Annotated in this window: 25 protein-coding genes and 1 tRNA gene; 13 read left to right on the forward strand and 13 right to left on the reverse strand. The window is 56.6% G+C overall.

The features are described from left to right. Nucleotides 1-26: 26 nt before the first annotated feature. The 3 genes from IFT59_RS05415 to IFT59_RS05425 all read left to right on the forward strand — a co-directional run bounded on the left by IFT59_RS05415 (nucleotide 27) and on the right by IFT59_RS05425 (nucleotide 2297). Nucleotides 27-1352: a DUF930 domain-containing protein gene (locus tag IFT59_RS05415; RefSeq protein WP_192086282.1), complete on the forward strand. Its 1326-nt coding sequence runs from the start codon at nucleotides 27-29 to the stop codon at nucleotides 1350-1352. Nucleotides 1353-1377: 25 nt separating this feature from the next. Continuing rightward, the gene (locus IFT59_RS05420; RefSeq protein ID WP_192086283.1) at nucleotides 1378-1800 is read left to right on the forward strand and encodes a secondary thiamine-phosphate synthase enzyme YjbQ; all 423 of its coding nucleotides are present in this window, start codon (nucleotides 1378-1380) and stop codon (nucleotides 1798-1800) included. A gap of 155 nt (nucleotides 1801-1955) precedes the next feature. Beyond that, nucleotides 1956-2297 (forward strand): hypothetical protein, encoded by a 342-nt coding sequence (locus IFT59_RS05425; protein WP_092661070.1) that lies wholly within the window; start codon nucleotides 1956-1958, stop codon nucleotides 2295-2297. A 78-nt stretch (nucleotides 2298-2375) separates the two neighbouring features. Here IFT59_RS05425 and IFT59_RS05430 read toward each other — a convergent pair whose 3' ends face one another. Then, nucleotides 2376-3143, reverse strand: a complete 768-nt coding sequence (locus tag IFT59_RS05430) for an SIMPL domain-containing protein (protein WP_192086284.1) — start codon at nucleotides 3141-3143, stop codon at nucleotides 2376-2378. Between the two features lie 194 nt (nucleotides 3144-3337). On the opposite strand from IFT59_RS05430, the gene IFT59_RS05435 reads away from it, so the two are divergent. Beyond that, a tRNA-Ile gene (locus IFT59_RS05435) sits at nucleotides 3338-3413 on the forward strand. A 14-nt stretch (nucleotides 3414-3427) separates the two neighbouring features. On the opposite strand, the gene IFT59_RS05440 is transcribed toward IFT59_RS05435, so the two are convergent. From IFT59_RS05440 to IFT59_RS05450, 3 genes are all read right to left on the reverse strand, one after another. Next, nucleotides 3428-4513, reverse strand: coding sequence for a tyrosine-type recombinase/integrase (locus tag IFT59_RS05440; protein ID WP_192086285.1), 1086 nt, complete (start codon nucleotides 4511-4513; stop codon nucleotides 3428-3430). Between the two features lie 417 nt (nucleotides 4514-4930). Continuing rightward, nucleotides 4931-6661, reverse strand: coding sequence for a relaxase/mobilization nuclease domain-containing protein (locus IFT59_RS05445; protein WP_192086286.1), 1731 nt, complete (start codon nucleotides 6659-6661; stop codon nucleotides 4931-4933). Then, nucleotides 6658-6945: a hypothetical protein gene (locus IFT59_RS05450; protein WP_192086287.1), complete on the reverse strand. Its 288-nt coding sequence runs from the start codon at nucleotides 6943-6945 to the stop codon at nucleotides 6658-6660. The genes IFT59_RS05445 and IFT59_RS05450 overlap by 4 nt, the downstream gene beginning before the upstream one ends. 412 nt (nucleotides 6946-7357) lie before the next feature. Between IFT59_RS05450 and IFT59_RS05455 the strand changes: the two genes are divergently transcribed. Next, the gene (locus tag IFT59_RS05455; protein ID WP_249407494.1) at nucleotides 7358-7807 is read left to right on the forward strand and encodes a class I SAM-dependent methyltransferase; all 450 of its coding nucleotides are present in this window, start codon (nucleotides 7358-7360) and stop codon (nucleotides 7805-7807) included. On the opposite strand, the gene IFT59_RS05460 is transcribed toward IFT59_RS05455, so the two are convergent. The 5 genes from IFT59_RS05460 to IFT59_RS05480 form a co-directional block, all read right to left on the reverse strand. Then, entirely contained in the window at nucleotides 7804-8112 is a 309-nt protein-coding gene (locus tag IFT59_RS05460; RefSeq protein ID WP_192086289.1) for a hypothetical protein, read from the reverse strand. The two genes, IFT59_RS05455 and IFT59_RS05460, sit on opposite strands and share 4 nt — an antisense overlap. 53 nt (nucleotides 8113-8165) lie before the next feature. Next, a complete protein-coding gene (locus IFT59_RS05465) occupies nucleotides 8166-9113 on the reverse strand; it encodes a 5'-nucleotidase (RefSeq protein ID WP_192086290.1) in 948 nt (315 codons plus the stop codon). A gap of 128 nt (nucleotides 9114-9241) precedes the next feature. Further along, a complete protein-coding gene (locus IFT59_RS05470) occupies nucleotides 9242-10270 on the reverse strand; it encodes a reverse transcriptase domain-containing protein (protein ID WP_192086291.1) in 1029 nt (342 codons plus the stop codon). A gap of 159 nt (nucleotides 10271-10429) precedes the next feature. Further along, nucleotides 10430-10750, reverse strand: coding sequence for a hypothetical protein (locus IFT59_RS05475; protein WP_192086292.1), 321 nt, complete (start codon nucleotides 10748-10750; stop codon nucleotides 10430-10432). 3 nt (nucleotides 10751-10753) lie between these two features. Beyond that, nucleotides 10754-11566, reverse strand: a complete 813-nt coding sequence (locus tag IFT59_RS05480) for a phosphoribosyltransferase-like protein (protein WP_192086293.1) — start codon at nucleotides 11564-11566, stop codon at nucleotides 10754-10756. Nucleotides 11567-11801: 235 nt separating this feature from the next. On the opposite strand from IFT59_RS05480, the gene IFT59_RS05485 reads away from it, so the two are divergent. Continuing rightward, the gene (locus tag IFT59_RS05485; protein WP_192086294.1) at nucleotides 11802-12482 is read left to right on the forward strand and encodes a recombinase family protein; all 681 of its coding nucleotides are present in this window, start codon (nucleotides 11802-11804) and stop codon (nucleotides 12480-12482) included. Here the strand turns inward: IFT59_RS05485 and IFT59_RS05490 are convergent. After that, nucleotides 12465-13514 carry a hypothetical protein gene (locus IFT59_RS05490; protein ID WP_192086295.1) on the reverse strand — a complete coding sequence of 350 codons (1050 nt, stop codon included), beginning with the start codon at nucleotides 13512-13514 and terminating at the stop codon, nucleotides 12465-12467. The two genes, IFT59_RS05485 and IFT59_RS05490, sit on opposite strands and share 18 nt — an antisense overlap. 678 nt (nucleotides 13515-14192) lie before the next feature. Between IFT59_RS05490 and IFT59_RS05495 the strand changes: the two genes are divergently transcribed. Continuing rightward, nucleotides 14193-14321 (forward strand): hypothetical protein, encoded by a 129-nt coding sequence (locus IFT59_RS05495; RefSeq protein WP_446737804.1) that lies wholly within the window; start codon nucleotides 14193-14195, stop codon nucleotides 14319-14321. 55 nt (nucleotides 14322-14376) lie between these two features. Here IFT59_RS05495 and IFT59_RS05500 read toward each other — a convergent pair whose 3' ends face one another. The 3 genes from IFT59_RS05500 to IFT59_RS05510 all read right to left on the reverse strand — a co-directional run bounded on the left by IFT59_RS05500 (nucleotide 14377) and on the right by IFT59_RS05510 (nucleotide 16440). After that, nucleotides 14377-14808, reverse strand: a complete 432-nt coding sequence (locus tag IFT59_RS05500) for a hypothetical protein (protein ID WP_192086296.1) — start codon at nucleotides 14806-14808, stop codon at nucleotides 14377-14379. Then, nucleotides 14805-15740, reverse strand: a complete 936-nt coding sequence (locus IFT59_RS05505; protein WP_192086297.1) for a hypothetical protein — start codon at nucleotides 15738-15740, stop codon at nucleotides 14805-14807. The genes IFT59_RS05500 and IFT59_RS05505 overlap by 4 nt, the downstream gene beginning before the upstream one ends. 382 nt (nucleotides 15741-16122) lie before the next feature. After that, complete coding sequence (locus IFT59_RS05510) at nucleotides 16123-16440, reverse strand: hypothetical protein (RefSeq protein WP_062455952.1); 318 nt, start codon at nucleotides 16438-16440, stop codon at nucleotides 16123-16125. Between the two features lie 372 nt (nucleotides 16441-16812). Here IFT59_RS05510 and IFT59_RS05515 point away from each other — a divergent pair, with 372 nt between their 5' ends. The 6 genes from IFT59_RS05515 to IFT59_RS05540 all read left to right on the forward strand — a co-directional run bounded on the left by IFT59_RS05515 (nucleotide 16813) and on the right by IFT59_RS05540 (nucleotide 22559). After that, on the forward strand, nucleotides 16813-17676 hold the full coding sequence (locus IFT59_RS05515; RefSeq protein ID WP_274598248.1) for a branched-chain amino acid ABC transporter permease: 864 nt from the start codon (nucleotides 16813-16815) through the stop codon (nucleotides 17674-17676). 1 nt (nucleotide 17677) lies between these two features. Continuing rightward, on the forward strand, nucleotides 17678-18682 hold the full coding sequence (locus IFT59_RS05520; RefSeq protein WP_192086298.1) for a branched-chain amino acid ABC transporter permease: 1005 nt from the start codon (nucleotides 17678-17680) through the stop codon (nucleotides 18680-18682). Continuing rightward, the gene (locus IFT59_RS05525; RefSeq protein ID WP_184653500.1) at nucleotides 18679-19458 is read left to right on the forward strand and encodes an ABC transporter ATP-binding protein; all 780 of its coding nucleotides are present in this window, start codon (nucleotides 18679-18681) and stop codon (nucleotides 19456-19458) included. The genes IFT59_RS05520 and IFT59_RS05525 overlap by 4 nt, the downstream gene beginning before the upstream one ends. Continuing rightward, on the forward strand, nucleotides 19439-20155 hold the full coding sequence (locus IFT59_RS05530) for an ABC transporter ATP-binding protein (protein ID WP_192086299.1): 717 nt from the start codon (nucleotides 19439-19441) through the stop codon (nucleotides 20153-20155). The genes IFT59_RS05525 and IFT59_RS05530 overlap by 20 nt, the downstream gene beginning before the upstream one ends. After that, nucleotides 20155-20976, forward strand: a complete 822-nt coding sequence (locus tag IFT59_RS05535) for a phosphate/phosphite/phosphonate ABC transporter substrate-binding protein (RefSeq protein ID WP_192086300.1) — start codon at nucleotides 20155-20157, stop codon at nucleotides 20974-20976. The genes IFT59_RS05530 and IFT59_RS05535 overlap by 1 nt, the downstream gene beginning before the upstream one ends. Nucleotides 20977-21068: 92 nt before the next feature. Further along, nucleotides 21069-22559 (forward strand): HAL/PAL/TAL family ammonia-lyase, encoded by a 1491-nt coding sequence (locus IFT59_RS05540; RefSeq protein WP_192086301.1) that lies wholly within the window; start codon nucleotides 21069-21071, stop codon nucleotides 22557-22559. Nucleotide 22560: the final 1 nt, after the last annotated feature.

Below are 22560 nucleotides of genomic sequence, written 5' to 3' on the forward strand. Positions count from 1 at the left end.
CCCGTTAACCATCCTACATGGGAGCCATGCCGGATTTGTCTCCCGCCCCGTCGCATAAGAAGGTGATCGCAACGGCGCTCGGGGCGTCCGTGGCTCTGCATCTGATCGTTGCCGGTGCGCTTCTCGTCAAATTGCCGGTGCCGAGCGAAGCGGCTCCCGAGGAGGAGATTGTTCAGGTGGAGATCGTGCCGCCACCGGAAGAGGAAAAGCCGGAGCCGGTCGAGGAGGCGAAGAAGCCCGACGCGTTGAAGCTCAAGGAAGAGGCGAAGGCCGAAGAGCCGCCACCGGAAAAGCCGCCCGAGCAGAAGCCTCAGGAAGATCCGCTCGAGGACCCCGTGATTTCGGCGAGCAAGGCTTCTGCACCGGAAGCTGCTCCGCCGCCTTCCCCTGCGCAGGACGAACAGCCGGAGGAGACGAAGCCGCCGGAACCTCAGCCTCCCAAGCCTGAAGAACCAAAGCCCGAAGAGCCGCAGCCTCAAGAAAAGCCGCCCGAAGAAAAGGCGCCGGAAGAAGTGAAAGAGCCCGAGGCACCGCAGAAGGCCGAGCAGCCGGCACCGCCGCCGCCGCCTGCAAGCCAGACACCGGCCGAGGAGGAGAAGCAGGCGTCAGCTCCGCCGATGTCCGCACTGCGGCCTGTGTTCCAGTTTGGCGAAAAGGATAGCGGTCCGCGCCAGGCGCTTGACGGCAATGCTGCGGAGGATACGCCAGCGCCCGCTGCGACCGATGCCGATCCGCCAGCGCCGGAGGAGCCTGCACAGACGGCGGGTCCCGACGGACAGGGCGAGGGCGCGCCAGCAGAAGCGCCGGTACCGAGCAATATGACGCCACCGCAGCTCAGTGTTCCAGGCTCCGATCCGTCGGGAATGCCCGGACCTGCCGGCGGTGCGTCTCCTGATGCGATGACGGCCGGGCTCTTTACAGGGCCGCCTTCCTCCGCACCCGTGCCGACGCAAAAGCCGGCGCCGCCGAAACCATCCGATACGGCCGGCGATCTCAAGCCCGTCAGAACGTTGTTTTCCGCGCGCGATACCGGCGAGACGCTGGCGACCGTCGCGATGTCCGGTATTCCGCGCGGCGTTCGCGCAGGGCAGCTGTGCTCGTCGGAACTCAGCGCGCAACTTCAGAACGGCTCGCCCGCCTACAATCCCGATGTCTTGCCCGCACCGAAGCTGCCCAATGGGACGGTTCTCGAGGCGCGCAATATCGGCTTTCGCGCCAAAGGGCATTGGCATGATGTCAGCTTCCGCTGCGAAGTCGATGCCGATGCCACGAAAATAATTTCGTTTTCGATGAATGTGGGTGGCCTCGTGCCGCGCTCGGAATGGCGCAAGCGCGGTTTTCCCGAGTTTTGATCTTCAAGCAGACAAGAGAATTTCGATGCCGCAGACCGCGATCCAGATTTCGACCAGAGGCCAAGGGCTATACGAGTTCACGGATGAAGCCGAACGCTTCGTGCGCCAGGCCGGGCGCGACGAGGGCCTGCTGACCGTCTTCGTTCGCCACACGTCCTGTTCGCTGACCATTCAGGAAAATGCCGATCCGGACGTGAAGCGCGATCTGAATGCGTTCTTTTCCCGCCTCGTTCCGCCGTCGGATGATCCTTCGATGGGCTGGGTCAGCCATACAATGGAAGGGCCAGATGATATGCCGGCACATATCAAGGCGGCACTGACGGCAGTCTCGATCGGCATTCCCGTATCCGGCGGCAGGCTGGTGCTTGGCACGTGGCAGGGGATCTATCTCTTCGAGCACCGCGACAGCCCGCACCGTCGAGAGATCGTGCTGCACCTTTCGTCGTGATGATCGTTGTTTTCCAAATGAACAAATACTGAATGATCGGTTTTGCAGGCATTCAGCTGGGTTGGATAGAGTTGCATCGACCGTTGGCCCGAAAGGCCGGCGCGAGACAGCCGGACAACCGGTGACAGGTTCAGGAGAAGCAAAAGATGACTACAATCACACGCCTGATGGCGAAGGCCGGCCTTGCAGCCTTGATCGCCCTGACAGGGATTTCGGCGTCCGCGCCAATCGCCGCCGCCGCCGGCCCGGAATTCGTACAGTACCGTGAGCGCGACTGGCGTCCGCACCACCCGCCGCGCTATGAGCGCCCGCGCCACATGCGTCCCGTCGGCTGCTCGCCGCGCTTGGCTGAACGTCGCGCCGAAGCGATGGGTCTGCGCCGTACCCGCGTCGTCGACATCTCCCGCCGCAGCGTGACCGTCGTCGGCGTCGACCGCCGCGGACGCGACCGGGTCGTGTTTGCCAACGTGCGCGGCTGCCCGCTCATCCGTCGCTAACGGATCTCAAGCGTCCCAGTCTATCTTCAGCCCCGTCCAGCATTCGCCGGGCGGGGTTTTGTCGTTGAAGCGATCCGATCAGGGATCGATGGAGAACACGACGTTGACGTTGACCGTGTAGCTGGTCTCGCCGGCCGCCACCGGAACGCCGTTGCCGGAATCCTTTGCCATTGTCATGCGCATCATCGGCGGGGCCATGGGCGGTGCCGAATTCTCGCTGATCTCCATGATGCGGCCAAGCTTGACGCCGGCAGCTTCCGTCAGCGTCTTTGCCTTGGCGAGCGCTTCGGCAACGGCTGCCTTGCGCGCATGCGTCATCACTTCGTCGGTATTGGTATTCGTGAACTCGATCTGTCCGCCCTGGTTGACACCGAGCTTGACCGTCTTGTCGATCAGTCCGCCGAGCTTTTCGAGATCGCGCACCTTAAGCGTCAGCGTGTTGGACACTTCGTAACCGATAATTTCCTGCGGCGGCTCGATGCCGTCCTTCGGGGCTACCTGGCGATATTGCGGGTAGATCGCAAAGCTGCTGGTCTGGACGTCGCGATCGGCAATGCCTTCAGCCTTGATGGCGGCGAGCACTTCGCTCATTGCCGTGTTGTTGGCGGAGACGGCCGCATCGGCGGTCTTTGCCTGCCTCACGACGGCAAGCGACAGGATCGCCATATCGGGCGCGACCGCGGCCTTGCCCTCACCGGACACGCTGATGATCGGTTCGCGCGGCGTGCGGGCTTCCTGCGCAGAGGCGCCCGTTGCCGAAAACGGCGACAGCGGGAGGAAGGCCGTGCCGAGGGCAAGGGCTAGGAAAGCCGGCGCGAGAGAAGGGGCGGTGGGCAAACGGCGCATTGTGTCTCCTTTGATACTGGTTGTCCGACCTCGACGATCCCGGCCAAATGCCTGAGTTGAAAGCCGAACACCCTCTAGGTGACGTGTGATTGTGAACCTATTGCGGCGAGGCCTTGTGAGCGCTCACAATTTGAGCTAGACGGACCCTTGCGACCGGCGAACCATTGCGCCAGTCGTCATGCCTTCAAAGGGCAGGGCCTGTAGCTCAATGGTTAGAGCCGGCGGCTCATAACCGCTTGGTTGGGAGTTCGAGTCTCTCCGGGCCCACCACTCAATTTCTATCCTTATGATTTCGTTGTATTTTTTTGGTTCTTGCCCGCACCGATATCGAGGTGCGGGGCTATCTCGGTCTCGAAATGTTCTGCGACGAGACGCGATGTCGCCTTACCGAGACGTTCACGGTCAGCCTTTTTGGTGTAAACTTCCGCTTGATCGATGGTTGCCCATCCAAACATCGCCATCAACTGATGGGCTGTCGCACCAGCGTTTGCGGCCATCGTTGCACTGTATTTTCGAAGACCATGAGCGCTTTTATGGACACCTGCGGCGCGACAAGCGCTGCGAAAATAGTTGCCGAAGCTTTCTTTTGTCAGCGGCAACCCTCTTTTTCCAACGATCAAAGCAAGATCGCCCTTTTCTGAACCGTCGATCAAGCCGATTAATCGCTTAGAGAAGTCAAGCGTAACAGCCGTGTTGGTTTTTACCGTTTTTATTCGAACGGTCTCATTTGCCATATGTTGTTTGCCAAGCCGAACAATGTCTGAGCGCCTTAGGCCAGATGCCAGGATAAGTTCGAAAGCCAGACGCTCACGCGAACCGATAGGCCATCGTTGAGTGAATAGGCGAATCTCGTGGTCCGTCCAAATTGGAAATCCCTCGGACGTATGTTTAACGCGCTCAACGCTTGACGCCGGATTGTTATCCAAGTGGCCTTGTTTTACAGCCCATTTGAACAAGGCTCTCAGTGCCTTGAGGAAATTGTTTGCCAGGGCTGGCGTTCTTGCCCGGCGCTCCACGGCTTTACTGATGTCGCTCGTCTGGATTCGCCGGTAGTCGATGTCGCCACTGGCCTCTACGATTTGAGCGTAGAAAAGGCCGCGTTGCTTTCTAGTCGCGACGCTTAGTAGCGCCCACGTATCGCTGTGCATATATTGATGCACCAACCACCGAATTGAGAGCGGTTTTTCGACCGTTTTCACATATTCCAGTTTTTGCCCGCGCAGAGCATAAGCGTATGCTGCCTTGAACTCCTTCGAGCCTGGAATTCCAGGCAGGCGAATTCGCGGCCCCTTGTCTACTCGGAAATAAAAGACAATTTTGCCATGCCGGGAAATCTCTCTGACGACGTACAGCGGAAGTGGTCTAGGCATTAAAGCACTACTCCCCCTCGTAAGATCGGTAGGCCACTCGAATTTCCGATCTGATGGGCTAGTGGGCTGACACGTATTATCCTGCCGCCACATTCTATTTCGATTGTTACGTGTTCTTTTCTAGCTATGTCTGCGGCTCGGCAAATCTCGGCCTTGGATATGGAGTTTCGTTTAGTCATCGTTCATCGTGCGCATCTGGATCGCGCTGTTTCGATGAAGAAAGGCTGATGCAAAAAAAAAGATGTGGCAACAAAAAAATGAAACGAAAACATAAATAGATTCAATTCACTAAATCTCAAACGCAGTTCACTAACGAACTTCACTAGCGTTAGGGAATATCGTTAGTGAAGCTCGTTTGAAAACTAGGGGATTCCTTTCGTGTGGTAATCCACACCTGATTGGAGGCAGTCGTTAGGGCTATCTCCCGTAGCCAAACCCCTCGTTCTGAACGGATATATCGATCTGAGCTTTAAGCCTTTTGTCTTCGTCCAATTTTTTAATCGAACGGGCTAAAAGGAAACTTAGGTCGTAGACTGCAACTGCCGGATGGATGCGAATGAGATCATTGGCAGCCTCCACCTGTTCGAGTGCTGGACCGGCTGCTCGCCTACGCTCTGTTATATCCCGAACAAGGTTCTCATGCTTCTGTTTGTCCTTAAGCTCCTGAAGGACCAGCTTTGTCTTCAACGCCTCCAGGTCTCGGTTACAGGACTCCATCGCCTTGGAGGCTTGCTGAACCGCTGACATGCATTGCCGCTGCTGCCGCTCAACCATAAAAGAAATTCCTAATAGGTAATGCCACCATCGCGGACGAGGGGCCTTCGCAAGTCGTCGCTCGGCATCGAAAAGTATGTCCCATTTTTTTCCGAGACTCTTCTCCAGGTCAGCAACTTCGCCACGCATGCGCGTCGTCTTTTCGGAAGCTTTGAAGTCGGGAATTCGGCGATTGAGATCAGCTCTCGCCTGTTCCTCAATCTCCCAAAGGGACACAGCAATGCGCTCCTCCGGTGTCATGGCCAAAACGTTGACCTTGCCCATCAGCAGAGAAAGCTGATCATTGTAGCCATTAAGACAACTGAGCCAGCCTATGGGGCTGGAGGTGACAGCGTCGGGCAATTCAGTCTCTGGTTTAGCCGTTCGACCTGGCTCAGTACGTTTTCGAGAGCTTCCAAGATTTTGACTTGTATCTGTATCAGAACGTTCGGGCCGGGCATTTGCTGGTCGTTTGCTGGTTGAAGGAGGCTGCGGATGGCCCTCGCTTCGGCGAGAATTGCCTGTTCGATTGTCGGGTTTGTCGTTGGCTGGCTCATCGTCCACACCTTTCATTATTTTATCGATTTCAGATTTTTTCTTTCCAGCTAGTCGTGCAAGCGAGCCAATGAACTGTCCGTCCATGTCGGTCACGATCCATGTGGAAGGCTTATCTCCAGCCATGATCTGCAGCTCTGACGCGGCCAAAGTGGCTTCCAGCTCGGCTCTTTTGGACGCCGTGGCCAAGGCGTGCTTCACGGCCTGCCTAATGGCTGGGACATCGTTTCCGACGCGCTTCGCGGCTTGATGTTGCTCATTCGTAAAGGCCTCTTTTGATGTTGGCTCCGATCCACAAAGTTGGCCTGCAACGCTTCTGGCGGCATCGACAGCGCCGCGTTGTTGCAGTCCAGCGACAACTGATCGTGTATGGGCTCCCTGAGTAAAACGGTGCCCAAATTTGAATTCCGACCAACGAGCTATAAGCTCGTGCACGATACGATCAAATGAACACCGGAGCGTTTTGCGCGTGACGGGATCAACCTCACCAACAAGGAAGTGCCAATGTACGTTGTGGGCATCCGCCGTTGCACGCCCTTTCACATGTTCAACTATGACCGCTCGCGCTGGATCGAAATCAAACTCTTTGGCGATCATTGTCACTACTTCGCGCATCTGCACCCTAGTTGTGGCCTCATGTGGACTGATAATCCAATGTCGGATCGAGTATGTTGAGCGCTTCGCCAATGCATCCCGATGCATGTCGGTGATATCCGTAGACGTCCCGCTGAGGAACTTCACAACCTCGTTGTCGTCGCCGTTTTGAAGATGACTGATCAGCCTGGTAACGCTCGACTTAGTCCGAAATCGAATAGCTTTGATAATCATGTCGCAGATCATGCCAGAACCCTGACTGCGTCTTTACGAACCTGCGCCGCGATTTCCCTCAGCCTCGGGATATCGATGGGCTTTCCTGTGAAAGCATCAAGCATCTGGTTCGTTGAACGGCGCAGTTTCGCAATATTCTCGCGCCGCTGTTGACCGGCAACCCGTCCTTGTGTGGTTTCGTCAATGGCAGAACGGACGATCTCCGAGACGGATTTCCCGGCTGCATCCGCAAAACGCTCCAGCCGCACTTTGTCGACATCTGAAATTCGAATTTTTACAATTGCGCTCTTGGTCAATGTTAACTTCTTTGGGGGTCCACGGGGGCAGAGCCCCCTGGCCTGCTGACTTCGTGTTCACGAAGGCATGGCTGGCAGCCGTAGGCCCCTAGTAGATTTGTGCCTACACCAAGGATTGTCCGGAAATTTATCGGCCGCAATAGCTGAAGCAATCAGGTTCAAACAAAGTAGCGATGTTATTTTGGGTAAAAGGCATTTATGGCATGCCACCGCTGTCAGCGGTCAAGCCTCACAGGAACCAGAAATGCAAAACATATCCCACGCTGTGATGGCACAAAGGCACGAGGCCGCCGACAGCCCAGACGACTTTCCAACGCCGCCATGGGCCACTAGGGCGCTCATTGAGCACGTTGTCGGCACAGAGGGTGTCAAACCTCTATCTTGTCTGGAACCGGCCTGTGGCAGGGGTTACATGAGCCGTCCGTTGGCAGAGTATTTCTCATCGGTGGATTCAGCGGATGCATACGATTATGGTTTTGCCCCGATCCAAGACTTTTTGACTTTGCCCTGTCGGCGCAACTCCTATGACTGGGTCATCACCAACCCGCCGTTCCGTTTGGCAGAAGAATTCGTTCTCCAGGCTCTGGATGTGGCGAGGATCGGAGTGGCGATTCTCGCAAGGACGGTCTTTCTCGAAAGCATTGGGAGGTATGAAACGATCTTTCGGCATAAGCCGCCGTCCGTTTTCGCCCAGTTTTCGGAGCGTGTTCCGATGGTAAAAGGGCGCGTAGATCAAAAAGCTTCCACGGCGACCGGATACGCATGGTTTGTCTGGAATAAGGCCGAAGACCGAACCGGTCCTCGGCTTGCCTGGATACCGCCTTGTCGCAAACTACTGGAGCGCCCTAGAGACTATCTCTAGGCCTCATTTTTTGCGAAGTCGGCAAGGCCATCCTTGAGTAGCTCCATCGCAGCCGGAACGTCATTCTTCTCAAGCGCTTCGACAGCTTTTGTCACCTTGCCCCGAAGACGTCGCCCTTTGGGACCAGGCGCACCCTTCGGAGGAAGCTCATTGGCAGGCGCGGCTGCGACGCTCCCAAATTGTCCCTGCTCAACTTCGGCAATCCGTGCCTGGTTCTCGCCGAACCAGGCGGCGATGTCGTGTTTCTTGTCGCCCCTTGCCGACATCCCCAGTACCAGCGATGCATCCCTATTTGTCAGTGTCAATTTCCACCTCCTCCATCTGTGGTTGAAGGAGATTATCGTGAGATCAGGGAAACTCAAGCTCCCTGAGCCGGAATGACGGGTTCATTTGGGTCGTGTGGTCCGGGAACGTGGCCTGAAGGAACAACATCTGATGCGCTCAGGACGTGCTTTTCCTGGTCATCGAAAAATATGTGGGCACCGAACGCCTTGAGTAGCGGAGCCTTAGACCATGTGCCGACGAAGTGGGCTTCATCAGCAGGTGTCCCCCATGCTCTGAGGGTATTGATCACACGAGCATGGGCGTGCCTGTCGCGTGCAGTGACAATACCGATCCTGACCTTGCTGACGCCATCCTCTCGAAGATAGATAGCCCTCAACATCGACAGTTTTTTCAGGAAATTACCGAACGGACCAGTGTCCATTGGACTGTTCGCATGCTCTTGCTCATGCTTCCGAAACCCGTCTAGTCCCTGCGCTTTGTATATTTCATCGGATTTCGCGCTAAAGACTACGGCGTCGCCATCGAAGGCAATCCGAACCTCTTCAGCTGGAACACGTTCCCATGCGGGCGAGACCGGTCCCAAACGGGCTGCGGCCGCACCGGCATCGACTGCGGCCTGAACGTCATGGCTGTCATTCGAAAGAAAGAGATCAATCGACCACGCCGACACGAACGGGGCGAGCGAATTGCCGCTGGTAAAGCTTCCAGTGATGACGGAAAGACCATAATGCTCAATTGATTTGAAGGCTCGGATCGACAGGTCTGGAGAGTTTTTTGATAGGAGAACAACCTCGACGTACGGCTTCTGGCTTTCCTCGTTTAACCCAAGCAGGCGCTCGATAACCTCGAAGCCAGCCCCCTTACCAACGATGACATCCTCCCTCTCAAGCTGAAGTTGACAATATGCCTGAACACCGTGCTTGAGGAAAACAGTGTGCTCTTCTTCGAGGTCGAAGAGTGCTCGTGTCGATATGCCAATCCGAAGTGGTGCCTGCCGAAGACTATTTTTCACTTCTTCCATATGAAATATCCAGGTTGGGTAGGGCCTTCCCGATTTTCGTCCTAGCTGAGGACTTTCTGGCCCAAAGCTAATGCAGGCGAAGTGGGTCGGCAATTGCGTCATTAAAATCAGCCTGCCGCCTGCGCTATCTATAGAACTTTTTTCAGCTCCTGGAGATAGCGCATATCTTCCTGAAAGTGAGCTTCTTTGGTGATAAAGAAAGCAAAATTCAAACGCCCAGCAAGACGATCAATGTAGTTTGAGCTGTGATTTTCAGTTTTTCGAAGGTGTCCGTTGATTCCGAACTTCCGAATGTAATACATTTCCTGCCGAAGGTTCTTTCGATCTTCTTTCAATATATTTAGACGTTCATTGACGACAACACCAGTTAAATACTTGCGGGCACCAGTCCCAGAGAAAGACGTCTTCTTTTCGTTGATCTGAAGTCTGCACTTCTTAAGCTCGCTGCGAATAAAGGGGATTATATTCCTAACTCGCTCATCAACGGCGCTGAATGTCATGTCGTCAGCGTAACGAGTGTAAAATATTTCGTTTTGAACGCAGTGCTCAAATACTGCGTTGTCGAAGCTTCGCATGGCCAGGTTGGAGAGCATCGGGCTTGTAGGTGCCCCCTGCGGCAAACAACCATTCAGAGTACAAAGACCTGTCAGTAGACGAGCGACCTGCTCTGTATAGCCTGTCTCATAAAACAGCGTGTATATCGCGTGTTGGTCGATGTTTGAGAAGAAGTCTTTGATGTCGACTTTCAACATGAACGGACGACGGCGATGAATAACCGCGTTACCGCGTAGGGTATGATTTTTCCGGAACGCCTTCGCTGCCTTGTGGGGTTCCACGTCCCGAAATATGTCGTGCACAATAACCTTTTGGACTGCTTTTAGCGTAGGTAACGGTTCGTTTAAGGTCCTTAAGCCACCGCTTTTTTTCGCAATTTTGTACTCACGATAGAAATGAACAGGAGAGGCCGACACGGAGAAGAGAAACTGCTCCGAGTAGCCGACCAAATGGGACAAATGCTGCGTATCGAAGATCGGTTTAGCGCGGTTGCTTGATATACGTTCTATATATTCGGAAACGACTGATTCTCTATCTGCCAATCCAAAATCATGGAATAGATCGAGCTGAATATATTCTTCTGAAAAGCGGAAATTGAGCATCAAACGTTCCAGTTACCAAATAACCATTACCTTTAGGTAATGCGCCGTTAGGCGCTTCAATGGAAATTACTTATTTTTCGCTCCGTGAAAAATTCATTTCCATTGAATGGGCCTAAAGTTCCATCCACTCCAGATTGACGACTCGCCAATCCTGCGGTTTTACCGCTTGGTTCTAACTCGCTCTCTAATTTGAGTGAACGTTTGATGCTCGATAACATAATGAGCATTTTCATCTATTTTTTCAACTGCATATTCCGCAAGTGGCGTTAGCAATTTCGGAGGCGGACGTTTAATAGTCGGCAACGTTACACCAGGTCCAAGAGCGAATTTCGATCCGTTTCGAACAAGGCGACCTTCTCTGAGTAGGTTTCTGATCGCCCCCGCGATCTGCGCAGCTTCAAAGCCCATTTTCTCTACTGAAGAGAGAGAGCCGTCACGGGCAACGGCAATAAGAACTGCATCTTCAATTGGGGTCGCCATTATTCAACCTCTCGGAAAGATCGCTGGCCATACATCCCCATTCTGGTCATGCCTGCACCAGAATATTGGCAGCGTGTTGTTCGGCGTCTTTTTCATAGTTACAAGTGCCTCAGAGCGCAAAAAACCACGACGATAGTTCTTGCCAACGTCCACTAAACCTTCGATTCGACCGTAGACGGTGATAGGGTCTAGTGGTTGATCGAGCTGAAACGGATCGGACAGGGACCTTGAAAACTCGACCATTGGAGTCGCAGCATAACAATAATCACTGATGCGTTCTCTGGCCTTCGCCATCATCGCTATGGAGTACAGGTAGATGTTGGACGCCTGCAACCCGTAGTTTGCTGCACATTTTCTGGCAAAGGCACGGAACTGCGAACCACTTCCGACGAAGTCATCAACCACAATCACACTGAATTCCGATATGCGCCCGCTCACTGAGTCGAGCGACTCCTGTATTCGCATTTCGGAGAATACCTCTTCATCAAGGAAACGCGTGAGGTCGTAACTGATGGCGTGACCACTTTTGATCTTGCGATTGTCATCACTCACGGGAATGATGATTATGCTCTCACCATGAAATATACTCTCAATATGTTTCGCAATATCGAAACAGTATTGATCGTAGTCTGTGCATAGGAAATACCTATCAAGCAATGTTTTAAGGAGGAAAAATTCTTCCTCATCGTTTAGGCGCTCGAACAATGAAAATGTTAGGCTATCTAAGGACTCTCCCTTGTTGTTCTTTAATTCACCCCAGCCCTTTTTTAGCAGTATTCCGTCTATCTCGTTCAATTGCTCAAGACTTATATCCATTTAAATTTCCAAAGGACCAAATCAGAGGTTCAGACGAAGCTGCACAAGCCTCTCTATTTCGCTTCTCGATGGCCGAAAGAAAGCGGTACGGCGACGACCGCGTCAACAAGTAAAGTTTCGGATACGGCGTCACGCGAGAAAAGACGTTAAGGCGGCTTTTTCCTTTGCAGCTTGACGCTAGGCAACCCGTAGCAACACAATACGAGCATATAGAGTTGTTACAAGCGTGCCCGGTATGAAATTTGCCATTGCCTATCTTCGCGTTTCCACCGTTGCACAAGGAAAAAGCGGTTTGGGGCTGGACGCTCAACGGGGAGCCATAGCGCGATTTGCCGAGGCAGAAAGCATAGTCATCACGGATTGGTTGGAGGAAGTAGAGACTGGTAAGGGAGCAGATGCCTTGGATCGTCGACCAGTCCTTACTGAAGCGTTGCGAAAAGCCCGGAAATCGAAGGTTCCTGTTGTTGTAGCCAAGCTCGACAGGCTTTCCCGCGATGTAGCCTTCGTTGCAGGTCTAATTGCGCAACGCGTACCATTCGTTGTTGCCGAACTAGGCGCTGACGCCGACCCCTTCATGCTGCATATCTACGCCGCGTTGGCTGAAAATGAACGTGCACTGATCTCAAAGCGCACCCGGGAAGCTCTTCAAGTGAAGAAAAACGCTGGTGCCGTCCTTGGTAACCGCACAAATCTCGCTGAAGCCCAAATGCTTGGTGCCGCTCAGAACGCTGCGGAAGCCAATGCATTCGCTGCCAACGTTCTACCTGTGGTGCAGCAACTACAGGATCAGGGCGTAGCTACATACCGCGCAATAGCCGACGCCCTCAACCAGCGGGGCGTCAGGACTGCTCGCGGTGGGGAATGGGCAGCGATGACAGTCAAGCGGCTTCTGGATCGCTCAAGGGTTGCCATGTAACGCAGGAATAGATTCGGCGGGATTGACGCCGTCATTGCCATAAACCTGAAGCACGTCTTTTATCTTTGGTGGAAAGAATGCGAGGCCCTTTTCAACAGCATATCCGCGCTCCCTGTCTAGAGCCATTCTGATCGCTTCGCCGTTGCGTTCTTTTCCCGAGAGGTGCCATTTGAGGTGAAGAGCCAACCTCGCGATCTGTGCTGCACTTGGCCGGTGCTCGAACGGCGTCGTAGGAATTTGTTTCTTCTGTTGCTCGTCTTCTGATTCAGTATTGAAAACAACATTTGCAGCACCGAAGGCATGTGCCAACGAATTGATTTGGCCCCAGGCCTCCACTCCCAGGTCCTCAAGAAGGCTGAGGATGACGTTTGTTTTTTTCCTATTGACGAGTGCGGCCCAGATTGATGCGGGTAAATAACCGGCTGTGCAGCCATGCTCTAACTTCACACAGTCATCGTCATGACGAATATCCAGGCGAACCGCTATTGACCGGGTTATAACGCATGATCTCGTCCCGGGCATAACAGTGGCGTATTCGCGCCAGAGCTTTTTCATACTCTCTGAGCCAGAAGCCCGCTGTAAGATATCAAAGGGGTGTAGGTGCTTGCCTTGCCTCGCAACATCGTTCTGTGGGCTCCAAACATCATTCGTGATCCGCCCGACCCCTTTTCGCAGATAGAGGATGTAGTTTCTCGGGTCGCGTATTAGTGAAACCTCTTGGCTACGAATGTCGGCAGTAAACCCAGCCTTTTCCAAGTACCTGAGGTATCGCTGAACAAACCAATGGCCCAATGCCTCTGGGTTTCCGCTGTTTTCGGTCAGGAAGCCATGATGGATATGGAAATGCCAGCCATTCCTATGCGAATAGGTCACCTCGGGTGCTGACAAAACGCCAATGACCTTGTGTAACTTCTTTTGCCGGTTCCAAGGCTCACCCTGCCTAGCATTCCTCGAAGCCGTTTCAATGGCGTTCTTGACGTTCATCAAACTGGATTCCCTCCCGTGGCTGACGGTGATCGTGATGGAGGCCATTTTACCCTTCGCCGCGACGAGGGCGTCTGCAAGGTTCTGAAGCCGTTCGAGACGTTGCTGGGCTTTCAGCGGGGCGCAAACTGCGCACAGCCAAGGTGAGCCACATCGAAGGGTCCCAAGAGTTCCAGCGGTTCCATCTTTCCTGAGGATTAAGGCTACGGTTTCTGATCCTTTCCCAAGATGTCCACATGCGCAAACGGCACGTCCACGACCTTGTTCGGGTTGAAGGATATATGCTGCCGTATCTCGCAGGGCCGTCCGTTCTCGACGGGAAAGTTTGCGCTGATTCCAATATATTTCTGGAAAGGTCACTACCGGGGTCAACGGGCCGCCTCCAATGTCGAGAAGGAGCTTTCACCCGGTGCCGCCTGAAGAGCCCGCGAAGTGGTAAACTCCTTAGGGAAGCTTTTTTTAGATGCGGCCACGGGGCATCGGTTCAACACCGTAGAAGTGTCGAAGTTGACGGTTTTGGCAGGGATTATTTTGTTCATTTCCACTCATCCTTGAAGATGAGCGGTGCGGGGTGCAGATCAGATCACGAAATGAATACAATGCCTGTTTTTCCGCAGGTGCGGGGCGTTAAGTAATTGATTTTGCTTATCTATGCTGCCGTCTCCGGGCCCACCATTGTTTTTCTTTGCGATTGTGTAGCTCGATGCCTGACGCGGCGTCGCGCCTGTGCATAAAAAGGCGATGCCGGCGATCCTGATGATCCAGGAGATCGAGACCGGGCTTACGGCCACCTGGGAGGAGGCCAATTCGCTACAGCGGCCGCTGCCGGACGACGCTCTGGTGAGGGTTGGGTGAGGCTTGCCCAACGTTTCATGCAGGCTCTCCACCAACGCTATTCGACGCGATCTGGCTACGCACTTTGGGGTTTCCCGCCCCCGAATAGCTTTTTGGAGATGGCGCCGAGGAATGCACCGAAAGCTGACTCCAGGGCCCCGAGCGTCAGCTTCAACTGATCCGGACCGAAGCCATCGACCTGCCAATAAAACAGAATGAATATCAGGAAGATTGCGGACAAGAGAAGCAACGGGATCGACAGGCATAGCACCACCACGAAGGGATCCTCATTAGCCCGGTCAGCCGATTGAGCGTCTTTCGTGAGCATATGGGTCAGCGCTGCGACGGCGGTAGACGCCAAAACCGGACTTGCCATCAGAAGTGTCTGCAGGGCATCCGACCCAATCATCAAGCGGAACACGCCGACCAGCAGGCCCGTGAAGAAAACGCCCAGATGTCCGAAGATTATCACCAGTGCGACCGAACCCGTGAGGACCGCCTTTCTCATCGAGTCTTTCCTACTCGAGCTTCTGTGCATGAGGCGGGATACCCGTCTTGCCCCGGGTAAAACCCCTCCCCCTCGACGACACAAAAGCTTCTAAAGAATTTCGCGAAATGCGCGGCGATACTGCCTGAGATGATGTATTCACGATCCCAATGATCCTCGCTGTCATCCCTGAAGAACTCGGCAGACGGAGGGTTGTCTCGCCCTGCGCGCGGTGCCGTCTTGTATTTTTCGATGACGACGGTGACGAGGCTGTCTGCCTCGTCAAGTTTCCATAGGTTGAAGACGACGTCGAACTGATCCCATGTGTTGTTGCTCGATTGGTCTCTGGATATCTCCGATGCGAGGCGGAACCTGACGCGACCTAAGGGCAGGTGCGGTTCAATCGGAAAGACGGTGAAGCTCTTCAACTCGGTGATGCCTGCGCGTTGAAGTCCCGGCACCCGGCGGCTTTCGACATAGCTTACCGCTGCACTCTGGATGACGTTCTGGAAGTTGGCGGGTTGTCGGAGGGACATCTGGTCCTTCAACTTTCCGAGGGAAAAGTAGGCGATCTCGGCGCCGCCGCAATCACCCCACGGAAGGGCGACATCATAGACTAGGCCCGTCTGCGAGAGCTGCTTTGCAAGATAGTCTTCAGAACCGATCGGAACATCTATTCCAGAGGCGCCTGAGACATAGCTATAATACGGTGCGGTTTTCAGTCGAGCATAAAACGATGCGACACGCCGCCTGTCGTGAACGTTCGTTTCGTATGTCTCTCTGGCCCAATCCATACTTTCGAATTGCTTGGCTAGCTTTTCTGGCGTCACAGATTTTTTGAAGATGAACGATAGACCGCCATACAGACTACCGCAGGATCTCCGCTCCAGGTCAGCCCAAGCATTGCCCGCAAGCAGAAAGAGAGAAAAGAAAGCAATTATTACGTGGCTCATTAAATTAAACCTCGCTAAATATTCGCCTATACTATGCCTGTTTATTTATCTGTACAGGGGAATTTGCCGAAATTTGCTATCCCCGGTCGTCACGAGAAGCTCCTTTAACGCCTTGCCACGTCTGCCACTTCCGATTGAATAGCTGCAATCGACCTCTTCGATCGCAAACATTAAAACGTCTCATAGACCCGTAAACCGCGTATGCGGACAGGAGGAGGCGGTTTCTAGCGTACCTAAAACTTGCACCATCTCCTCGGACAGATCAAACCCCTCGCGGTTGGAAACTAGTCATCTCATTGGTCCGAGATTCTCCCCGCCACCTGCCCAAAAAAAAGCGCCCCCCGCGATATCGCGGAGAGCGCTTTTGGGGAAAAACTGCTGATTAGCAGTTGGTGCCCTGGACGGTTGTGCCGGTGTTGTTCGGGAGGTTGCCCGAGTTGGCTGCGTCACCTGGCTGGCCGCCGTTGTTGCACTTCTTGCTGCCTTCGCCCATCGTGCTGCTGCTCGGCATGGTGCTGTTGGTAGCTGTCGAATCGACGGTGCCGGAAGCTGCTGGCTTCGGCGGGATGTTGCCACCTTCGCCTGCGGTGTTCTGCTGTACATTGCTGCGGTCTGCGGCGGTGCCGGACGTTGCCGTCTGGGCCATAGCCGACGTTGCGAGACCAGCGGAAAGGATCGTTACTGCGAGAAGCTTCATCATTATGGTGTTTCCTTGTATTCCCTACGGTGACTTAACCCGATGGCGGGCAAAAGGTTTCCTCACATTAGCAAAAGATCTTCATGCGGGCGGGCCGTGGGTTTTTGATGATTGGCAGCTTCGTCGGTTCGGTTGCGTCATTCGGGAGCACGGTTGCCGGCAACTTCTAGGCCACTCGCTGGCGACTGGTCGGCCACGAGGCAGCTGGTGGCGTTCGTGCATGGTCGGTTCGCTTCGTTCGCCATGCCGTAGCCCCGCTCTGTGGATAACCCCATGTCGGGTGAATTCCGGCTTTTGTCACCCCAGCAATTTTCTTGACCTTCGGCTTCAATTATAAGCAGCCTGCAGTTCAGGACCGCATGGGAGGCGAGACGGTTGCAGACGATTTTGAGCATCGGTATCGATGCGCTCGCCTATGGCATGATCCTGTTCGTGATTTCGATCGGGCTTTCGGTGACGATGGGGCTGATGCGGGTAGTCAATCTCGCCCATGGTGCCTTCGCGATGATCGGCGGCTACGTCGCCTCCTACGTTTCGCGGGATCTCGGCCTTGGCTATGCGCCGGCTATCCTTGCCGCCGTGGTTGCGACGATCGTGATTGCGGTGCCGATCGAGCGGTTTCTCTATCGGCGCATCTATGGCGCGCCGGAGCTGACGCAGGTGCTGATGACGATCGGTATCACCTTTTGCATCATCGGGCTTGCCAATTACCTGATGGGGCCGACGCTGAAGACCATTCCGCTTTCGGATGTGCTGCAGCAGCCGGTCGATCTCGGTTTCCGCAGCATTTCCGCGCATCGTCTGTTTGCGATCTTCTGCGGTCTTGCCGTGGCACTTTGCCTTTGGCTTGCGATCGAGAAGACCGGTTTCGGCATCAGGCTGCGGGCCTCGGTCGACAATGCGGCGATGGCCTCAGCGCTCGGGGTTCGCACCGAAATCATCTATGCGGTCAGCTTTGCGGTCGCGGTCGGGCTTGCGGCCTTCGGCGGCGTGGTCGGGGCCGAGTTACTGCCGGTCGAGCCCTATTATGCGCTGCGCTATCTCGTGACATTCCTGGTCGTCGTTTCCGTCGGCGGGGCAGGCTCGATCGGGGGCACGCTGCTCGCCTGCCTGCTGCTCGGCGCGGTCGATACGACCGGCCGCTATCTGCTACCCGAGTTCGGCGAGTTCTTCTTCTACCTTGCGGTGATCGCCATCATCTGCGTGTTTCCGAACGGCCTCATGAAGGGGGCGAAATAGAATGGCGGTCGATGTGAGTTTAAGGGATATGGGCGCGATGCGCCGGCGGCGTTCGCTGATGCGCGATGTCGTGGGGTTCGGCGTGATCGTCCTTGCCGCGGCAATCGGCTATTTTGCCTTTCCGGACAATCTGGCGCTTCTGACGCGCATCATCGCGGTGGCGCTGCTCGTGCTGTCGCTCGATCTTGTCACCGGCTATTGCGGCGTGGCAACGCTTGGTCATGCGGCGCTGTTTGGCAGCGGCGCCTATGCGGCCGGCATCCTCTCTGCCCATTACGGCATCAACGATCCGCTGCTGATGACGCTCGCAGGTCTGGTCGGTGGAACGCTTGCCGGGCTGTTGTCCGGGCTTGTGATGCTGCGTGCCCATGGGCTGCCGCAGCTGGTTCTGTCGATCGCGCTTATTCATCTGTTTCACGAGCTTGCCAACAAGATGTCGTCCTTTACCGGCGGCAGCGACGGTCTTTCGGGGATCGCGCCGGATCCGATCTTCGGCCGTTACGAATTCGATCTGTTCGGCAATACGGCCTATGTTTTCGCGGTCGTGATGCTGCTCGTCGTGTTCGTTCTCCTGCGTATTCTCGTGCGGTCTCCATTCGGCATGCTGTGCCGCGGTCTCAAGGAGGATCCGCTGCGGATCCGGGCGATGGGCGCCTCGCCGAAGCGGGCGATCGTCAAGATGTATGGCATTTCCGGCGCTGTCGCGGGGCTGGGCGGCGCGCTAAACGCCATCTCCACGCAGGTGGTCGGGCTCGATACGCTGTCGTTTACCCAGTCGGCGGAAGCGCTGGTCATGCTGGCACTCGGCGGCACGGGATCGCTGTTCGGCGCCCTTGCCGGCACCGTCGCCTTCATGATGTTCCAGGACTATGTCTCGTCAGTCAATCCGTTCCACTGGCTCACCATGGTCGGCGCGCTTTTGATTGCCGTGGTTCTGTTTGCGCCGAAGGGCATCTACGGAACGGTGGCGGCGCTTCTTGAAAAACGGCGGGAGGGACGGCCATGACCGCAGCTGTCGGAAATCCCGTGTTCGAAGTCGTCGCCCTCAACAAGTCATTCGGCGGACTGGTGGTCACGAACGATGTGTCGCTGTCCATGGCGGCGGGCGATCGGGTGGCGTTGATCGGCCCGAACGGTGCCGGCAAGACGACCTTCGTCAATCTGGTGACGGGAACGCTGGCCCCCAGTTCCGGTGAGGTGCGGCTGGGCGGCGAGGTGATCACCGGGCTCGACGCAAGCGCTCGCGTCAAACGCGGGCTGGTGCGGTCCTTCCAGGTGACACGGCTGTTTCAGGATATGACGGCGGCCGAACATCTGGGCCTTGCGGTCCTGCAGCGGGAAGGGCGGTCCGGCCGTATCTTCGGCAATTTCCTGACCATGCCTGACGTGATGCAGGAGGTGGAGCACCGTCTCGAGACATTGCGGCTGACCGCGCTCATGCACCGCAAGGTTCGCGAGATCGCCTACGGTCAGCAGCGTCTTCTGGAAATCGCCATCGCGCTCGCCTTGAAGCCGAAAGTGCTTCTCCTCGACGAACCGGCGGCCGGCGTGCCGCAGAGCGATGTCGGGCTGATCGAGCAGGCTCTCAACGAGCTGCCGGCCGATCTGGCGGTGCTGATGATCGAGCATGACATGGACCTCGTTTTCCGGTTTGCCAAAAAGGTGGTGGTGCTTGCCGCCGGCGCTGTCATTTTCGACGGCGCGCCGGGCGACGCCACACGCGATCCCCGCGTCAGGGAAGCCTATCTGGGGAGCTATGCCGATGCCGGCCGCGTCGCTTGAGATCGAAAACCTGTCGGCGGGCTACGGCCCGACCAGGGTGCTGGAAGACATTACCATCACGGTTCCGGCCGGACGGCGGCTCGCCGTCCTCGGCCGCAACGGAATGGGCAAAACGACGCTGCTTGCGAGCCTTGCCGGACAGACCCGTCGTTATGGTGGCCGCATTGCGATTGACGGTGCCGATATCAGCACTGCCGCGAGCGCCGACCGGGCCCGTGCGGGACTGGGTTACGTGCCGCAGGAACGCTGCGTCTTCCCGAGCCTGACAGTGGAGGAAAACTTGTTCGTCGGCCTCAAGGCGCGCCCGAAGGATGCGATCGAGGAGGCCTATGCCATGTTTCCGCGGCTGAAGGAGCGGCGTAGCAATCTGGGCAACCAGCTTTCCGGCGGCGAACAGCAGATGCTGACGACGGCCCGCACCATTCTCGGCCGTCCCTCCGTGCTGCTTCTCGACGAACCGCTGGAGGGTCTCGCCCCGGTCATCTGCGAGGAACTGATGATTGCCTTCGCGGCACTTGCGACATCAGGCGACATGACCATCCTTCTGGTGGAGCAGCGGATCCAGAGCGCGCTCGATTTCGCGGAAGATGTCATCATTCTGGAGCGCGGGCGCATTGCCTGGAGCGGCACGCCGGATGCCCTGTCGAAGGATCAGCAGACCGTGGACCGTCTGCTCGGTGTCGGCGGCCTGAATTGATGGACATTGAGCAGCGGATCGCCAGTCTCGCGATGTATGTCGCGCCGCCACCGGTTGCACAGGCGACCGATGCGCTGTGGGCGTTTCTGTCACGTTATCTGACCGATGCGGGCATGGAAGGGGTTCCCGACAGGCTCGACCGTTCGATTTCCCATGACGATGCCTGGCTGCTGCCGGATCTGCTGTTGTCGCAGACCTGCGGCTACCCTTACGTCAGCAGTCTGCGCGGAAACGTGCGGCTGGTGGCGACGCCCTGCTATGACTATCCCGGTTGCAGCGGGCCGGATATGTGCAGCTTCGTGATCGTTCGGAGGGATGCGGGGATATCCTCGCTTGAAGTTCTGCGCGGGCGGACGGCGGCGATCAACAGTCCCGACAGCAATTCGGGCGCCAACCTGTTTCGCGCGGTGATCGCCCTGATTGCGCGCGGACCGCTCTTCTTCGGTAAGGTGATCGAGACTGGTGGGCATGCCGCCAGCATAGCTGCGGTTGCCGAGGGCAGGGCGGATTGCGCTGCGATAGACTGCATCACGTACGGTCATGTGGCGCGGTTCGCGCCTGACGATCTGGCTGATATCGTCGTGGTGGCAGAGACCCCATCCGGCCCCGGCCTGCCGTTGATCACCCGTGCATCTGCGTCCGATGACGAGGTGGCGCTTTTGCGAGAAGCGCTTGAGGCCGCCCTTGTCGAACCGTCGCTTGCGGATGTGCGTGACGTGCTGGCACTGTCCGGTTTCGCGGTTCTCGACGATTCCCGTTACGAGAGGCTGCTCGAGCTTGAGCGGCAGGCCGCAGCGCTTGGCTATCCTGCCGTCGCCTGACACATCGACGCCGCTGCCGGGACTTTGCCTTATCCCTTGAGACGCCTATCGTAGCGCCTTCGCCAACCCCGGCCTTTCAAGGGACGCTGCCCATGACGATCCTTGTCGACAAGGTACTGACGTGGCGTGATGTCGCTCACGTTGCGGAAGGCGAGGATCTCGCGCTTTCGCAAGGGGCTTGGGACCGCGTCGCCTATGCCCGACGTATCGTCGAGGCGTTGGTGGAAAACGGCGCGAGGGCTTACGGCATCACGACGGGCGTCGGGGCGCTGTCCGATACGGTCGTCGATCGCGAGGCGCAGAGCCGGCTTTCGCGCAATATCGTCATGAGCCATGCCTGTGGTGTCGGGCCACTGCTTGGCCGCCGCGAGGTGCGGGCGGTGATCGCAGCGCAGATCGGCAATTTCGTGCATGGGTATTCGGGGGTACGCCCTGATATCGTTCGATACCTGTGCCGGTTTCTCGAGGCCGATTGCATTCCGGATATGCCGTCGAAAGGCTCGGCCGGCTACCTCATTCACAACGCCCATACGGCGCTGGTGCTGATCGGCGAGGGACATGCCTGCGTGGCGCGGGAGCGGATGACCTGCCGCGCGGCGCTTGCCGCAATCGGGCTCGAACCGTTGGTGCTCGGCGCCAAGGAAGGGCTCAGCCTCGTCAATGGCACCGCCTGCTCGACCGGTCTTGCCTGCGTGGCACTTGCCCGGGCCGAACGGCTGCTTAACTGGGCCGATGCGATTGCTGCTGTCACGCTGGAGGCTGCCGGATGCCAGATGTCGGCTTTCGGCGAGGATGTGCTGGCGCTGAGACCTTCGGCCGGCATCGCTATGGTCGGAGCGGCGTTGCGGTCACGTCTTCAGGGAAGCGGTATCATCGCGGCCGCGGTCGGGCGTCGAACACAGGATGCGCTCAGTCTTCGCGCCATACCGCATGCGCATGGCGCCGCCCGCGACGTGTTTGCCCACGCGTGCGGAATTGTCGATCAGGAGCTTGCCTCCGTCACCGACAACCCTGCAATTGCCGGCACGCCGGGTGCGCCGCTCGTCTGGTCCGAAGCCCATGCGGTGGCGCCGGCGCTCGGGCATGCCGCCGATGCGCTTGCGAGTGCCATTGCCCAGGTTGCGGCCATGAGCGAACGTCGCATTGACCGGCTGGTCAATCCGCTGGTAAGCGGCCTGCCGCCGTTTCTTGCGACCGATGCGGGCAGCCATTCCGGCTTCATGATCGCGCAGTATACCGCTGCCGCACTCGTCAACGACAACCGTCGGCTGGCCGCGCCCGCCGCGACCGATGGCGGTCTGACATCGGGGCTTCAGGAGGATTTTCTGGCGCATCCGACCGCGGCAGCCAACAAGCTGCTCGCCATACTCGACAATGCCGAACAGGTGCTTGCGATCGAATTGATGGCGGGCGTCCAGGCGCAGGACATTCTCGCCGAAACCAATTCTCCCGCAAACGGCACCCGCGTCGTGCATGATTTGGTGCGGCAGCATGTGGCCATCTACGCGGACGATCGCCCGCTGGGTCAGGATATGGACTTGCTGCGCCAACTCATCGCCGGCAATCCGCCGCCGCCTGCTTGAC

Source organism: Rhizobium sp. CFBP 8752, from assembly GCF_014842035.1.
Taxonomy (GTDB): domain Bacteria; phylum Pseudomonadota; class Alphaproteobacteria; order Rhizobiales; family Rhizobiaceae; genus Neorhizobium; species Neorhizobium soli.

Coding starts and splice junctions, on each gene's coding strand:
- IFT59_RS05415 (WP_192086282.1), top strand. CDS start 27: ATGCCGGATTTGTCTCCCGCCCCGTCGCATAAGAAGGTGATCGCAACG.
- IFT59_RS05420 (WP_192086283.1), top strand. CDS start 1,378: ATGCCGCAGACCGCGATCCAGATTTCGACCAGAGGCCAAGGGCTATAC.
- IFT59_RS05430 (WP_192086284.1), bottom strand. CDS start 3,143: ATGCGCCGTTTGCCCACCGCCCCTTCTCTCGCGCCGGCTTTCCTAGCC.
- IFT59_RS05440 (WP_192086285.1), bottom strand. CDS start 4,513: ATGCCTAGACCACTTCCGCTGTACGTCGTCAGAGAGATTTCCCGGCAT.
- IFT59_RS05445 (WP_192086286.1), bottom strand. CDS start 6,661: ATGATCTGCGACATGATTATCAAAGCTATTCGATTTCGGACTAAGTCG.
- IFT59_RS05455 (WP_249407494.1), top strand. CDS start 7,358: ATGAGCCGTCCGTTGGCAGAGTATTTCTCATCGGTGGATTCAGCGGAT.
- IFT59_RS05465 (WP_192086290.1), bottom strand. CDS start 9,113: ATGGAAGAAGTGAAAAATAGTCTTCGGCAGGCACCACTTCGGATTGGC.
- IFT59_RS05470 (WP_192086291.1), bottom strand. CDS start 10,270: ATGCTCAATTTCCGCTTTTCAGAAGAATATATTCAGCTCGATCTATTC.
- IFT59_RS05475 (WP_192086292.1), bottom strand. CDS start 10,750: ATGGCGACCCCAATTGAAGATGCAGTTCTTATTGCCGTTGCCCGTGAC.
- IFT59_RS05480 (WP_192086293.1), bottom strand. CDS start 11,566: ATGGATATAAGTCTTGAGCAATTGAACGAGATAGACGGAATACTGCTA.
- IFT59_RS05485 (WP_192086294.1), top strand. CDS start 11,802: ATGAAATTTGCCATTGCCTATCTTCGCGTTTCCACCGTTGCACAAGGA.
- IFT59_RS05490 (WP_192086295.1), bottom strand. CDS start 13,514: ATGGCCTCCATCACGATCACCGTCAGCCACGGGAGGGAATCCAGTTTG.
- IFT59_RS05500 (WP_192086296.1), bottom strand. CDS start 14,808: ATGAGAAAGGCGGTCCTCACGGGTTCGGTCGCACTGGTGATAATCTTC.
- IFT59_RS05505 (WP_192086297.1), bottom strand. CDS start 15,740: ATGAGCCACGTAATAATTGCTTTCTTTTCTCTCTTTCTGCTTGCGGGC.
- IFT59_RS05510 (WP_062455952.1), bottom strand. CDS start 16,440: ATGATGAAGCTTCTCGCAGTAACGATCCTTTCCGCTGGTCTCGCAACG.
- IFT59_RS05520 (WP_192086298.1), top strand. CDS start 17,678: ATGGCGGTCGATGTGAGTTTAAGGGATATGGGCGCGATGCGCCGGCGG.
- IFT59_RS05525 (WP_184653500.1), top strand. CDS start 18,679: ATGACCGCAGCTGTCGGAAATCCCGTGTTCGAAGTCGTCGCCCTCAAC.
- IFT59_RS05530 (WP_192086299.1), top strand. CDS start 19,439: ATGCCGGCCGCGTCGCTTGAGATCGAAAACCTGTCGGCGGGCTACGGC.
- IFT59_RS05535 (WP_192086300.1), top strand. CDS start 20,155: ATGGACATTGAGCAGCGGATCGCCAGTCTCGCGATGTATGTCGCGCCG.
- IFT59_RS05540 (WP_192086301.1), top strand. CDS start 21,069: ATGACGATCCTTGTCGACAAGGTACTGACGTGGCGTGATGTCGCTCAC.